Raw genomic sequence first — 12,500 nt, 5'->3', positions numbered from 1 at the left:
GTCCGGACGAGGGCGGAGTCCCGGACCCCGGTCTCAAGCGCCGGACAGGCTGAAAATGCCGGGGACGCCGGACGGGCTGAATTCGCCGGGCGCGGTGAATGACTCGGCCTCCTGGTCGGCAGGGGTGTCGTAGGGCTCTGAGACACTTGGCGCGATGACCGCGATGACTCACACCCCCATGCGCGTCCGCGCCGAGATCGACCTGGCGGCGCTGCGCGCCAACGTCCGGGTTCTGCGTGCCCGTGCGCCCCACGCCCAGCTCATGGCCGTGGTGAAGTCGGACGCGTACGGGCACGGCGCGGTGCCCTGTGCGCGGGCGGCCCTCGACGCCGGGGCGACCTGGCTGGGGATCGCGACCCCGCAGGAGGCGCTGACCCTGCGCGCAGCCGGGTTCGACGGGCCGCTGCTGTGCTGGCTGTGGACTCCGGGCGGGCCCTGGGGCGCGGCCGTCGAAGCGGGCATCGACGTGGCCGTCAGCGGGATGTGGGCGCTCACCGAGGTCGTGGATGCCGCGCGCGCGGTCGGACGTACGGCGCGGGTGCAGCTCAAGGCCGACACCGGACTCGGGCGCAACGGGTGCCAGCCCGCCGACTGGCCCGAGCTGGTGCGCCACGCCCTCACCGCCGAGGCGGAGGGCGCGGTGAAGGTCACCGGCCTTTGGTCGCACTTCGCCTGCGCCGACGAGCCTGGCCACCCCTCGATCGCCGCCCAACTGGCCCTGTTCCACGAGATGGTCGCGTACGCCGAGAAGGAGGGCGTCGCCCCCGAGGTGCGGCACATCGCCAACTCCCCGGCCACGCTCACCCTCCCCGAGACGCACTTCGACCTCGTACGGACCGGGATCGCCATGTACGGCGTCTCACCGAGCCCCGAACTGGGGACGTCCGCCGACCTCGGGCTGCGGCCCGTGATGACACTCGCCGCGTCCGTGGCACTGATCAAGCAGGTTCCGACGGGTCACGGCGTCAGTTACGGGCATCACTACGTCACGGACCGCGCGACGACGCTGGCCCTGATCCCCGCCGGGTACGCCGACGGCATTCCGCGTCACGCGTCCGGCACCGCACCCGTGCTGGTCGGCGGCAAGTGGCGGCGGATCGCCGGCCGGGTGGCGATGGATCAGTTCGTGGTCGACCTCGGTGAGGACGGCGACATGCTGGAGCCGGGTGCCGAGGCCCTGCTTTTCGGCCCCGGCGACCGGGGCGAGCCGACGGCCGAGGACTGGGCGCGGGCGGCGGACACCATCGCGTACGAAATTGTCACGCGCATCGGATCGCGGGTTCCGCGCGTCTATGTGCATGAGGACCCCGACAGCTAGTCAGTCAGTCAGTCAGTCGGTCGACCGGGCAGTCGGTCGGTCGGATCGGACCGAAAGCCGGCCCCAGAGCTAGGAGAACGGCACCGTGAGCGATAGCAGCGCGCCGAGCGTGGTGGAGGTGGCGGCCGAGGCGGCCACCGCTGTCGCCGCCGGCAACTGGCGTCGGGCGGGTGTCGCCGGCGCCGCGATCGGCGTGGTCGCGGCGGGCGCCGCCGCCGGTGTCGCGATCGAGCGGCTGACCGTGGGCCGGGGCCTGCGCAAGAAGGCGCGGCTCGCGCTCGATTCGGCGGGCCCGTACGGCGCGCTGCGCGGCATGCCGGGACGGGCCCCCGCCGACGACGGCACCGAGATCTACTACGAGGTGGACGAGGTCGAGCCGGACGGCGGCACCTCGGCCCCGCGCAAGCGCCGGCTCTTCGGCCGCAGGGACCCGGCCGCGGTCACGGTCGTCTTCAGCCACGGCTACTGCCTCAGCCAGGACTCCTGGCACTTCCAGCGCGCCGCGCTGCGCGGGGTGGTGCGTACGGTCCACTGGGACCAGCGCAGCCACGGCCGCTCGGCGCGCGGTGCGGGCCAGGCGCAGGGCGTGGCGGTCACTATCGACCAGCTGGGCCGTGACCTCAAGGCGGTCATCGCCGCGGCGGCCCCCGAGGGGCCGCTGGTGCTGGTGGGGCACTCGATGGGCGGCATGACGATGATGGCCCTGGCCGACCAGTACCCCGAGCTGATCCGCGAGCGCGTTGTCGGTGTCGCCTTCGTCGGTACGTCGTCGGGGCACCTCGGTGAGGTCAACTTCGGCCTGCCGGTGGCCGGGATGAACGCCGTGCGCCGGGTGCTGCCGCGTGTACTGAACGCGCTGGGCGCGCAGGCCGAGATCGTCGAGCGTGGCCGACGGGCCACCGCCGATCTCTTCGCGGGCCTGATCAAGCGCTACTCCTTCGGCTCGAAGGACGTCGACCCGGCGGTCGCGCGGTTCGCTGAGCGGCTGATCGAGGGGACGCCGATCGATGTGGTCGCCGAGTTCTACCCGGCCTTCCTCGACCACGACAAGACCCAGGCGCTGCAGATCTTCGCCGAGGTGCCGGTGCTCGTGCTGGCGGGCGACAAGGACCTGGTGACGCCGAGCGAGCACAGCGAGGGCATCGCGGACCTGCTGCCGGACTCCGAGCTGGTGATCGTCCCGGACGCCGGGCATCTCGTCATGCTCGAACATCCTGAGGTGGTCACCGACCGGCTCGCGGACCTGCTGGCCCGCGTGGGCGCCGTACCGGCAGCCGCTAACGTGGGTTCGTATGGAACCACCGCACAGCCCGGCCGCTGACGCCGGAGCCACTGCCACGGCGGCTGTCACCGCCGCCCTCACCGTCAAGTCCCCCGACCGGATGAAGGAGTTGGGCCGCAGCCTCGCGAAGCTGCTGCGCCCCGGCGACCTGGTGATGCTCACCGGTGAGCTCGGCGCGGGCAAGACGACGCTGACGCGCGGCCTCGGCGAAGGGCTCGGCGTGCGCGGCGCCGTCACCTCGCCGACCTTCGTGATCGCGCGGGTCCACCCGCCGCTCGGCGACGGTCCTGCGCTGGTGCATGTGGACGCGTACCGGCTGGGCGGTGGGCTCGACGAGATGGAGGACCTCGACCTCGACGTCTCGCTGCCGGAGTCGGTGATCGTCGTGGAGTGGGGCGAAGGCAAGGTCGAGGAGCTGTCCGAGAACCGGCTGCATGTGGTCATCGCCCGGGCCATGGGCGACGCGGCGGGTGGCACGGGCGGCGACCCGGAGGGTGATCCCGACGACGTACGCGAGGTCACCCTGACCGGCGTCGGTGCGCGCTGGGCCGGGGAGGACCTGGCGGCTCTGGGCGCCTGATGCTCCGTACGTTCCGACAATCCGTCGGGAAGATGTTGCGTCGACGGCACCGGGCGTGGTCACATGGGTACCGAGACATGGTTAGGTCTACCTAACCACGCCTGCTCCCGGAGCCCTGGAGGTATCCATGTCGACTTCTGATCGCGAAGCGCCACGGCCTCTGTCCATGCGTGACCTGCTGGCGTCGTGCGCGGCGGCCACCGCGGTGTCCACCCCGCCGGCACCCGGGCGCGCGCCGAGCGAAGAGGCCGCGCGCACCGTACCGGCAGCGCCGGCCGAGGAGCGGTGCGACGCCGCGTAGGCCGGTCCTGACGGGTTGTGGAGCTCTACGGTACGACGACGAATCTGCGACGCCGCGCAGGCCGGTCCTGACGGGTCGCGGAGCTCTACGGTACGACGACGATCTTGGCGCCGACTGTCGCGAAGGACCACATCGCGTTGCCGTCCGCCCGCTTCATCCGGACGCCGCCCGTCTTGGTGGCCGGATTGGGCGTCGCCATCGTCCCGTCGACCGCCGAGCTGAAGCCGATCGACACACTCTCGACGTTCGTGAAGCGTACGACGTGCTCGATCTGTACGCCGTCCGAGCCGGTGACGGCCCCCGACCGCGAAGTCACCCGATAGGTGCCGGGCGGCGGGCTGACCGTGCTCGGCATGACCTCGAAGGTCTGCGGCTTCTGCCCCGGCTCACCCACCAGCCACACCCGCTTGTCGCCGAGCGAGTAGATGACCCGTACGCCCGCGCCCGACTGGGCCGGGACCGCGAGCGCGCCCTTGCCCTTGTCCTTGCCGGGGGCCTTCTCCTTGGGCGAGGCGCTGACCGACGGGGAGCTGCTGGGCGCCGCGAGGTTGGCGGGTACGTTCGCCGACGCCTGGTAGGCGAGGAAAGCGACGGCCGCGAGGGCCGCCGCGGTGAGCCCGGCCACGATTCCCGAGCTGCTCCTTGCCACCTTGCTCCACCTCATGGTCGTGCGCGTGCCAGCGCTCGTAATCGCGCTCATATTCGTACTGCGCGCGGCTTTGGGGTGACGTTAGCAGCAGGCGGCGGGAGCCATGGGACGCCGTGCTAGGGGGCGCCCGCGGGCCGTAGGCTGTTTGTGTGCTCCTGCTCGCCGTTGATACCGCCACGCCCGCCGTCACCGTAGCCCTCCACGACGGTCGCTCCGTCGTCGCCGAAGCCGATCAGGTGGACGCGCGCCGACACGGGGAGCTGCTGCTGCCCACCGTCGACCGGGTGCTCTCCGAGGCCGGTCTGAAACTCGCTGCCGTGACCGGTGTGGTGGTGGGCGTCGGACCCGGCCCGTACACCGGGCTGCGCGTCGGCCTCGCCACGGCGGAGATCTTCGGTCTCGCCCTGGGAGTGCCGGTGCACGGGCTGTGCACGCTGGACGGCCTCGCGTACGCGTCGGGCCTGGCCGGGCCCTTCGTGGTGGCGACGGACGCGCGCCGCAAGGAGGTCTACTGGGCGCGGTACGACGATGCCCGCACCCGCGTCACGGAACCCGCCGTGGACCGGCCCGCCGACATCGCCGACGAGCTCGCCGGACTGCCGGTGGTCGGCGCGGGGGCGCTGCTCTACCCCGACTCCCTCCCCGACGCGCGCGGCCCCGAGCACCAGTCGGCCGGAGCGCTGGCGTCGCTGGCCGCCGGGATGCTGGCGGCGGGGCAGGACTTCCTGCCGCCGCTGCCGCTGTATCTGCGCCGGCCCGACGCGCAGGTGCCCAAGAACTACAAGGTGGTCACCCCGAAGTGACCGCGGTGCTGCGCGAGATGCGCTGGTGGGACATCGACGCGGTCCTCGCCCTGGAGCTTGAGCTGTTCCCCGACGACGCATGGTCGCCGGGCATGTTCTGGTCGGAGCTCGCCCACGCGCGCGGACCGCGGGCGACCCGCCGCTATGTGGTCGCGGAGGCGCCCCACGAGGACGGCGGGAACGGCAGGCTGGTCGGGTACGCCGGTCTTGCCGCCGTCGGCGGACTCGGCGACGTACAGACGATCGCCGCCGCCCGCGACCAGTGGGGGACCGGGCTCGGTGCCCGGCTGCTCAGCGATCTGCTGGGACACGCGACCGCCTTCGAGTGCACCGAGGTGCTGCTCGAAGTACGCGTCGACAACAAGCGCGCGCAGAAGCTGTACGAGCGCTTCGGCTTCGAGCCGATCGGCTTCCGGCGCGGCTACTACCAGCCGGGCAGCGTCGACGCGCTCGTGATGCGACTCACCGACCCGGGAAACCCGGCGAACCCCGTACAAGGAACCGAGATTCACCATGGCTGACGAACCGCTCGTCCTCGGCATCGAGACCTCCTGCGACGAGACCGGCGTAGGCATCGTCCGCGGCCACACGCTGCTGGCCGACGCGATCGCGTCCAGCGTCGACGAGCACGCGCGCTTCGGCGGCGTCGTCCCCGAAGTCGCCTCGCGCGCCCACCTGGAGGCGATGGTCCCCACCATCGAGCGCGCGCTGAAGGAGGCCGGGGTCGCGGCCTCCGACCTGGACGGCATCGCGGTGACATCGGGCCCGGGTCTCGCGGGGGCGCTGCTGGTGGGCGTCTCGGCGGCGAAGGCCTACGCGTACGCCCTCGGCAAGCCGCTGTACGGCGTGAACCATCTGGCCTCGCACATCTGCGTCGACCAACTGGAGCACGGTCCGCTGCCCGAGCCGACGATGGCGCTGCTGGTCAGTGGCGGCCACTCGTCGCTGCTCCTCGCCCCCGACATCACCTCCGACGTACGGCCGATGGGCGCGACCATCGACGACGCGGCGGGCGAGGCGTTCGACAAAATCGCGCGGGTGCTTCAACTGGGCTTCCCCGGCGGTCCCGTCATCGACCGCCTCGCGCGCGAGGGCGACCCGAAGGCGATCGCCTTCCCGCGCGGTCTGACCGGTCCGCGTGACGCGCCGTACGACTTCTCCTTCTCGGGGCTCAAGACTTCCGTCGCCCGCTGGATCGAGGCGAAGCGCAAGGCGGGCGAGGACGTGCCGGTACGCGATGTGGCGGCGTCCTTCCAGGAGGCGGTTGTCGACGTGCTGACCCGCAAGGCGGTAAGGGCCTGCAAGGACGAGGGCGTCGACCACCTGATGATCGGCGGCGGTGTGGCCGCCAACTCCCGGCTGCGGGCGCTCGCGGCGGAGCGCTGCGAGCGGGCCGGCATCCGGCTGCGGGTGCCGCGGCCCGGGCTGTGCACGGACAACGGGGCGATGGTGGCGGCGCTGGGCGCGGAGATGGTGAAGCGCAACCGGGCGCCGTCGGACTGGGACCTGTCGGCGGACTCGTCGCTGCCGGTCACCGAGCCGCACGTGCCGGGGCGTGGGCACGGCGGCGGGGGTGGGGTTGGCCATGCGGACGGCCATGGCCACAGCCACGATCATGTGCACGAGATCAGTAAGGACAATCTGTACTCATGACCGTCGCGCTGATGTGGGAGGCCCGCGCCGTCGACGGCAAGGGCCCCGAACTGCTGGAGTGGGTGCACGCCCAGGTGCTCGCGGCGGAGCCGGTGCGCCGGGAGGTCCTGCGGGCGCCGCAGGACCGGGTGCTGGTCCTGACCTGGTGGGACGCGCCGTTCGACGCGGACCTGCCCGAACTTCCCGAACCCGCCGACCACTTGATCAGCCGGGCCGTGCACCGGTGGCGTTTCGAGTCCGTCGAGGTCGCCCCGGAGCCCTGACAGGCGCCCCCGCCCCTACCCTCCCGCCGAAACCGGGTGCCCGATCAGGATCGTCGGGGCGCCCGCCACCCGGGTCAGGAACACCGTCGCGGAATTGCGCCCCTGAAGCTTCATCCGGCGCCGCAGCTCCTCCGGCTCGACCGCCGACCCGCGCTTCTTCACCGTGAGGATCCCGACCTGCCGCTCCCGCAGCAGCGCCTTCAGCCTCTTCAGGCCGAAGGGAATCTGGTCGGTGATCTCGTAGGCCGTGGCGTAGGGCGTCGGATGCAGGCCGTCCGCCGTGATGTACGCGATCGTCTCGTCGATCAGACGCCCGTCGACCTGCTCGGCGACCTCAGCCACCAGATGCGACCGCACCACCGCGCCGTCCGGCTCGTACAGGTAGCGGCCGACCGGGCCCGGCGCGGGATCCGGCAGGCCGGTGCCGGTGAGGGTGTGCGGGCCGGGGAGGAGGGTGGCCCGGATGGTCTTGGGGGCCGTGCCGAACCAGAGCACCGCCTCCTTCACGTCCCCGCCGTCCGAGATCCACTCGGCCTCCGCGTCGTCGGGGACCGCCTCGTGCGGAACGCCCGGAGCGATCTTGAGTGCGGCGTGTGCGGGCGTACGGGCCGCCTCGATCGCCCAGGACAGCGGTGGGGAGTACGCCTCCGGGTCGAAGATGCGGCCCCGGCCGCCCCGTCGTGCCGGGTCGACGAAGACCGCGTCGTACGGGGAGGTGTCGATGCCGGTGACGTCCGCGCACCTGACCTCGATCAGGGCGGACAGGCCGAGCGCCGCCGCGTTCTCGCGGGCGACCTCCGCCGTCAGCGGGTCGCGGTCGACGGCGAGTACCGAGATTCCGGCGCGGGCCAGCGCGATGGCGTCGCCGCCGATCCCGCAGCACAGGTCGGCCACGCTCCGCACGCCCAGCGCGGTGAAGCGCTCCGCGCGGTACGTCGCGACGGCGGTGCGGGTGGCCTGCTCGACGCCGTTCGGCGTGAAGAACATCCGGTACGCGTCCTCCGCGCCGAATTTCGCCACCGCCCGCTGCCGCAGCCGTGCCTGGCCCAGCGCCGCCGAGACCAGCGCGGCCGGATGATCGCGGCGCAGCCGGGTCGCCGCGGCCAGTTCCTCGGCGGGACTGTGGTCGCGGAGCGCGGCGAGCAGGGTGCGGCCCTCCTCGGTGCGCAGGGCGACGAAGGATTCCAGGGCGTCGGGGGGATCGAGGGCGTTCACCCGGTCAATTGTGGGCCAGCCGGGGGACGGCGCGCGCCGAGTCGCGGTGTCGGCCGGGTCGCGGGCCCGCGCGCTGACAGGATCCAGCGCCATGCAACTAGTACGACAAAACGAAGAAATGACAAGAAATTGGGGCAGGAGACGCCGCACGCGCCTGATGGCCCTGGCCCTGCTCCTGGTCACCGCGATCGGCTCCGGCTGCGCCACCACCGAGCCGCCGACAACGGGCCGGAAGGCGGCGCAGCCCGCCCCCGGCCAGCCGCGAGAGGCGCTCCCCGCCGGGCCCGCGGGCTCGATCGCCGCATACGCCGAGGCGATCCGGCGCGCCCAGGCCGCACGGGTCGCCGCCGCCAAGAAGTGGCGCCTCGACAAGGTCCCGCTGGCCGCGCCCGCGCCGCCCGCACAGAAGCCGCGGATCACCACCCGCAAGGGCTTCGGGGCCGGGGCCGGAATGCCGCCCGTCTTCACCACCGTCCCCGTCAAGGAGCGGGTCGTCTTCCTGACGATCGACGACGGTGCGGAGAAGGACCCCGAGCTGCTGCGGATGATGACCGAGCTGGACATCCCGTACAGCGCCTTCCTCAGCGACTACCTGGCGCGCGGGGACTACGACTACTTCAGGAAGATGCAGGGCCGCGGTGTCTCCCTGCACAACCACACCCTCAACCACCGTTACCTGCCCGGCCTTTCCTACGCGCAGCAGAAGCACGAGATCTGCGGCCAGCAGGCCGTCATCAAGAAGCAGTTCGGCAAGCGGCCCCCGCTTTTCAGGCCGCCGTACGGCAACTACAACGCCGACACCCTGCGCGCCGCCCGGTCCTGCGGCGTCAAGGCCGTGCCCCTGTGGGCCGCCGAGGCGTTTCCCGACCGGATGGAGTGGCGGGAGTGGGACCGCGACCTGCACCCCGGTGACATCGTCCTCACCCACTTCCGGGGCCGCGGCGACTGGAAGGGCTCGATGCCCGACATGGTCCGGCGGGTCATGAAGACGATCACCGACAAGGGCTACGCCGTGGCCAAACTGGAGGACTACCTGTGAGACACGCGCACCGGCTGCTGACCGGACTTGTGGCGGCCGGCGCGCTCGTACTCACCGGGTGCGCGCAGTCAGTGGACCCGTTGGAGCGGCTGGGGAGGAAGGCGGCCCGCAGTGTGGCGCCGAAGACGGCCGTGCGGGCCGGTGCGTCTCCCTCGGCCGTCCCCGTCCCTCTCCCCGCCCAGGCGCACGCGCACAGGGGTGCGCCTGGGGCGCCCGCTCCCGCCTCCGCGCCCCCGGCCCGTAAGCGCGCGCACCCCTCCGTCACGGACCGCGGGAAGCAGCCCGCGCGCGTGTCGGGGCGGGAGTCGGGGCGGGAGCCCGGGGCGGACTCTCAGCCGCCGCTGTCCTGGCACTCGCTGTTGTCGCCACCGCTGAGGCACTGGTGGCCGGTCACTCCGGGGTCGTACGAGGACGTGGGTGTGGGCTCGGGGTGGCGCTCCCGGTAGTCCTCGCGCGCGAGGACTACCGCGGCCAGGCAGATCACCAGGGCCGCGACCAGCTGGAAGCTCCCGGCGAACGGCCAGTTGTTGCACAGCAGGGCGACCCCGACGGCCGCCGCGAGCAGAGCGATCGCTCCGACGGTGACCGTCGGCACCCAGTCCACCGGGGGCGGTTCCGGGGGCTCGGGCGACTTGGGATCCTGCGCGCCCGCGCCCCGGCCCCACTCGCGCATGGCGAGCATGAAGGCGGCGACGACGCAGGCCGCCGCGTCGAGGACCAGCAGCAGGAGCCCGGTCAACGGGTCGGCCCAGCCGTGGGCCCCGGCGGCGGGGCGGTGTGGAGCGGTGTCGGCGGACATGACGGCACTGTCGTACGGAACCGCACGCTCCGGCGGAGCGTTGTCCGTATCGTGGTCGAACCGTGGTCACGATCGTGGTCGAACCGTGGCCGAACCCCGGTCCGGAGCAAGGCCGAACCACAGCTCGATCGCGGTCGAACCTTTCGAACCGCAGTGCGGTCGCGCGGCAGGGGGCGCCGCCCGCAGCCCGTATCCGCCCCCGGCCGGACCCCGCTCGGCGGCGCTCGATTGGCACTCCGCTTGACCGAGTGCTAACCGCGTCATAGTCTCGCTTCTGGCACTCTCCACTGGTGAGTGCCAACAGTGCGACTGGCAGGTCCGGCTTCCCGCGACGACGGGCCCACCTGGTCGCCACCCAAATTTGTTAACCCCGTGAGATCTCCGAAGGGGGAGACCGGATCGTGACGACAGCCAGTTCCAAGGTTGCCATCAAGCCGCTTGAGGACCGCATTGTGGTCCAGCCGCTCGATGCCGAGCAGACCACGGCCTCCGGCCTGGTCATTCCGGACACCGCCAAGGAGAAGCCCCAGGAGGGCGTCGTCCTGGCCGTGGGTCCGGGCCGCTTCGAGGAGGGCAACCGCCTCCCGCTCGACGTCACCGTCGGCGATGTCGTGCTGTACAGCAAGTACGGCGGCACCGAGGTGAAGTACAACGGCGAGGAGTACCTCGTCCTCTCCGCTCGCGACGTGCTCGCGATCATCGAGAAGTAATTCACCGAAGCATCGCTTTTGATCTGCGCCCCTGGCCTCCCTGCAATTGCCGGGCGGTCCGGGGCGCAGTTCGTTTGACGTTTGAGAGGAATGAACAGCTCCCATGGCGAAGATCCTGAAGTTCGACGAGGACGCCCGTCGTGCCCTTGAGCGCGGCGTCAACAAGCTTGCCGACACGGTGAAGGTGACGATCGGCCCCAAGGGCCGCAACGTCGTCATCGACAAGAAGTTCGGCGCACCCACCATCACCAACGACGGTGTCACGATCGCCCGCGAGGTCGAGCTCGACGACCCGTTCGAGAACCTGGGCGCCCAGCTGGTGAAGGAGGTGGCGACCAAGACCAACGACATCGCTGGTGACGGCACCACCACCGCCACCGTGCTGGCCCAGGCGCTGGTCCGCGAGGGCCTGCGCAACGTCGCCGCCGGCGCCTCCCCGGCTGCCCTGAAGAAGGGCATCGACGCCGCGGTCAAGGCCGTGTCCGAGGAGCTCCTCGCGACTGCCCGTCCGATCGAGGACAAGGCCGACATCGCCGCTGTGGCCGGGCTCTCCGCCCAGGACCCGCAGGTCGGCGAGCTCATCGCCGAGGCGATGGACAAGGTCGGCAAGGACGGTGTCATCACCGTCGAGGAGTCCAACACCTTCGGCCTGGAGCTCGACTTCACCGAGGGCATGGCCTTCGACAAGGGCTACCTGTCGCCGTACATGGTGACCGACCAGGAGCGTATGGAGGCCGTCCTCGACGACCCGTACATCCTGATCCACCAGGGCAAGATCGGCTCGATCCAGGACCTGCTCCCGCTGCTGGAGAAGGTCATCCAGGCGGGTGGCTCCAAGCCGCTGCTGATCATCGCCGAGGATGTCGAGGGCGAGGCGCTCTCCACCCTCGTCGTCAACAAGATCCGTGGCACCTTCAACGCCGTCGCGGTGAAGGCCCCCGGCTTCGGCGACCGCCGCAAGGCCATGCTCGGTGACATCGCGACGCTGACCGGCGCCACGGTCATCGCCGAGGAGGTCGGCCTCAAGCTCGACCAGGCCGGCCTTGAGGTGCTCGGCTCCGCCCGCCGCGTGACCGTCACCAAGGACGACACCACGATCGTCGACGGTGGCGGCAAGAGCGAGGAAGTCAGCGGCCGGATCAACCAGATCAAGGCCGAGATCGAGTCCACGGACTCCGACTGGGACCGCGAGAAGCTCCAGGAGCGCCTCGCGAAGCTGGCCGGCGGCGTGTGCGTGATCCAGGTCGGCGCAGCCACCGAGGTGGAGCTCAAGGAGAAGAAGCACCGTCTGGAGGACGCCATCTCCGCGACCCGCGCCGCGGTCGAGGAGGGCATCGTCTCCGGTGGTGGCTCCGCTCTGGTGCACGCCGTCAAGGTCCTCGATGGCGACCTCGGCAAGACCGGCGACGAGGCCACCGGTGTGGCGGTCGTCCGCCGCGCCGCTGTCGAGCCGCTGCGCTGGATCGCCGAGAACGCCGGTCTTGAGGGTTACGTCATCACCTCCAAGGTCGCCGAGCTCGACAAGGGCCAGGGCTTCAACGCCGCGACCGGCGAGTACGGCGACCTGGTGAAGGCCGGCGTCATCGACCCGGTCAAGGTCACCCGCTCCGCGCTGGAGAACGCCGCGTCCATCGCGTCGCTGCTGCTCACGACCGAGACCCTGGTCGTCGAGAAGCCTGCCGACGACGAGGGCGACTCCGGTCAGGGTGGCCACGGCCACTCCCACTGAGGCTCGCTTCAGTGAACCGGCGGTAGGTGTAGCGACCTCACCCGCGATTGACAGTGGGAGAAGGAGCGACGTCTGGGGCCTTCGAATCCAAGGCGGAGGAGGGAGTGATGGCGGAGCCATCGCGACTGACGACAACGCCGGAGGCGGAGGTCCCAGGCG

At 71.5% G+C, this 12,500-nt stretch carries 14 protein-coding genes; 11 read left to right on the top strand and 3 right to left on the bottom strand.

Going from position 1 to position 12,500, the window contains the following annotated elements; genetic code table 11:
• The first annotated feature begins 154 nt into the window (after positions 1–154).
• The 4 genes from alr to QMK30_RS37405 all read left to right on the top strand — a co-directional run bounded on the left by alr (position 155) and on the right by QMK30_RS37405 (position 3,481).
• Positions 155–1,318, top strand: a complete 1,164-nt coding sequence (alr, locus tag QMK30_RS37420; RefSeq protein ID WP_283522795.1) for an alanine racemase — start codon at positions 155–157, stop codon at positions 1,316–1,318.
• Positions 1,319–1,403: 85 nt separating this feature from the next.
• Positions 1,404–2,639 carry an alpha/beta fold hydrolase gene (locus QMK30_RS37415; protein ID WP_283522794.1) on the top strand — a complete coding sequence of 412 codons (1,236 nt, stop codon included), beginning with the start codon at positions 1,404–1,406 and terminating at the stop codon, positions 2,637–2,639.
• Entirely contained in the window at positions 2,611–3,180 is a 570-nt protein-coding gene (tsaE, locus tag QMK30_RS37410) for a tRNA (adenosine(37)-N6)-threonylcarbamoyltransferase complex ATPase subunit type 1 TsaE (RefSeq protein WP_283522793.1), read from the top strand. The genes QMK30_RS37415 and tsaE overlap by 29 nt, the downstream gene beginning before the upstream one ends.
• A gap of 127 nt (positions 3,181–3,307) precedes the next feature.
• Positions 3,308–3,481, top strand: a complete 174-nt coding sequence (locus tag QMK30_RS37405; RefSeq protein ID WP_283522792.1) for a hypothetical protein — start codon at positions 3,308–3,310, stop codon at positions 3,479–3,481.
• An 85-nt stretch (positions 3,482–3,566) separates the two neighbouring features.
• Here the strand turns inward: QMK30_RS37405 and QMK30_RS37400 are convergent, their stop codons facing one another.
• Positions 3,567–4,106, bottom strand: a complete 540-nt coding sequence (locus QMK30_RS37400) for a hypothetical protein (RefSeq protein ID WP_283522798.1) — start codon at positions 4,104–4,106, stop codon at positions 3,567–3,569.
• Positions 4,107–4,279: 173 nt separating this feature from the next.
• Between QMK30_RS37400 and tsaB the strand changes: the two genes are divergently transcribed.
• Genes tsaB through QMK30_RS37380 form a run of 4 tightly spaced genes read left to right on the top strand, consistent with a single transcriptional unit; the run spans position 4,280 to position 6,849 of the window.
• Positions 4,280–4,933 carry a tRNA (adenosine(37)-N6)-threonylcarbamoyltransferase complex dimerization subunit type 1 TsaB gene (gene tsaB, locus QMK30_RS37395; RefSeq protein WP_283522791.1) on the top strand — a complete coding sequence of 218 codons (654 nt, stop codon included), beginning with the start codon at positions 4,280–4,282 and terminating at the stop codon, positions 4,931–4,933.
• A 17-nt stretch (positions 4,934–4,950) separates the two neighbouring features.
• Positions 4,951–5,454, top strand: coding sequence for a ribosomal protein S18-alanine N-acetyltransferase (gene rimI, locus QMK30_RS37390; RefSeq protein WP_283522797.1), 504 nt, complete (start codon positions 4,951–4,953; stop codon positions 5,452–5,454).
• Positions 5,447–6,586, top strand: a complete 1,140-nt coding sequence (gene tsaD / locus QMK30_RS37385; RefSeq protein ID WP_283522790.1) for a tRNA (adenosine(37)-N6)-threonylcarbamoyltransferase complex transferase subunit TsaD — start codon at positions 5,447–5,449, stop codon at positions 6,584–6,586. The genes rimI and tsaD overlap by 8 nt, the downstream gene beginning before the upstream one ends.
• Entirely contained in the window at positions 6,583–6,849 is a 267-nt protein-coding gene (locus tag QMK30_RS37380) for a hypothetical protein (RefSeq protein WP_283522789.1), read from the top strand. Before tsaD ends, QMK30_RS37380 begins: the two co-directional genes overlap by 4 nt.
• Before the next feature lie 15 nt (positions 6,850–6,864).
• On the opposite strand, the gene QMK30_RS37375 is transcribed toward QMK30_RS37380, so the two are convergent.
• Entirely contained in the window at positions 6,865–8,073 is a 1,209-nt protein-coding gene (locus QMK30_RS37375; protein WP_283522796.1) for a class I SAM-dependent methyltransferase, read from the bottom strand.
• Positions 8,074–8,182: 109 nt separating this feature from the next.
• Between QMK30_RS37375 and QMK30_RS37370 the strand changes: the two genes are divergently transcribed.
• The gene (locus QMK30_RS37370) at positions 8,183–9,103 is read left to right on the top strand and encodes a polysaccharide deacetylase family protein (RefSeq protein ID WP_283522788.1); all 921 of its coding nucleotides are present in this window, start codon (positions 8,183–8,185) and stop codon (positions 9,101–9,103) included.
• Between the two features lie 331 nt (positions 9,104–9,434).
• Here QMK30_RS37370 and QMK30_RS37360 read toward each other — a convergent pair whose 3' ends face one another.
• The gene (locus tag QMK30_RS37360) at positions 9,435–9,902 is read right to left on the bottom strand and encodes a DUF6234 family protein (protein ID WP_283522787.1); all 468 of its coding nucleotides are present in this window, start codon (positions 9,900–9,902) and stop codon (positions 9,435–9,437) included.
• A gap of 401 nt (positions 9,903–10,303) precedes the next feature.
• Between QMK30_RS37360 and groES the strand changes: the two genes are divergently transcribed.
• Complete coding sequence (groES, locus tag QMK30_RS37355) at positions 10,304–10,612, top strand: co-chaperone GroES (RefSeq protein WP_283522786.1); 309 nt, start codon at positions 10,304–10,306, stop codon at positions 10,610–10,612.
• 103 nt (positions 10,613–10,715) lie between these two features.
• Positions 10,716–12,341: a chaperonin GroEL gene (groL, locus tag QMK30_RS37350; protein WP_283522785.1), complete on the top strand. Its 1,626-nt coding sequence runs from the start codon at positions 10,716–10,718 to the stop codon at positions 12,339–12,341.
• Positions 12,342–12,500 lie beyond the last annotated feature (159 nt).

The sequence above is a fragment of the Streptomyces sp. H27-C3 genome (genome assembly GCF_030063415.1).
In the GTDB taxonomy this organism is placed as follows: Bacteria; Actinomycetota; Actinomycetes; order Streptomycetales; family Streptomycetaceae; genus Streptomyces.
This window is presented reverse-complemented; position numbering and strand designations above follow the sequence as displayed.

Excerpts from the sequence above, each read along its gene's own strand:
- tsaD (WP_283522790.1), top strand. The coding sequence starts at position 5,447 with ATGGCTGACGAACCGCTCGTCCTCGGCATCGAGACCTCCTGCGACGAG.
- QMK30_RS37370 (WP_283522788.1), top strand. The coding sequence starts at position 8,183 with ATGACAAGAAATTGGGGCAGGAGACGCCGCACGCGCCTGATGGCCCTG.
- tsaE (WP_283522793.1), top strand. The coding sequence starts at position 2,611 with ATGGAACCACCGCACAGCCCGGCCGCTGACGCCGGAGCCACTGCCACG.
- groL (WP_283522785.1), top strand. The coding sequence starts at position 10,716 with ATGGCGAAGATCCTGAAGTTCGACGAGGACGCCCGTCGTGCCCTTGAG.
- QMK30_RS37380 (WP_283522789.1), top strand. The coding sequence starts at position 6,583 with ATGACCGTCGCGCTGATGTGGGAGGCCCGCGCCGTCGACGGCAAGGGC.
- rimI (WP_283522797.1), top strand. The coding sequence starts at position 4,951 with ATGCGCTGGTGGGACATCGACGCGGTCCTCGCCCTGGAGCTTGAGCTG.
- QMK30_RS37360 (WP_283522787.1), bottom strand. The coding sequence starts at position 9,902 with ATGTCCGCCGACACCGCTCCACACCGCCCCGCCGCCGGGGCCCACGGC.
- alr (WP_283522795.1), top strand. The coding sequence starts at position 155 with ATGACCGCGATGACTCACACCCCCATGCGCGTCCGCGCCGAGATCGAC.
- QMK30_RS37405 (WP_283522792.1), top strand. The coding sequence starts at position 3,308 with ATGTCGACTTCTGATCGCGAAGCGCCACGGCCTCTGTCCATGCGTGAC.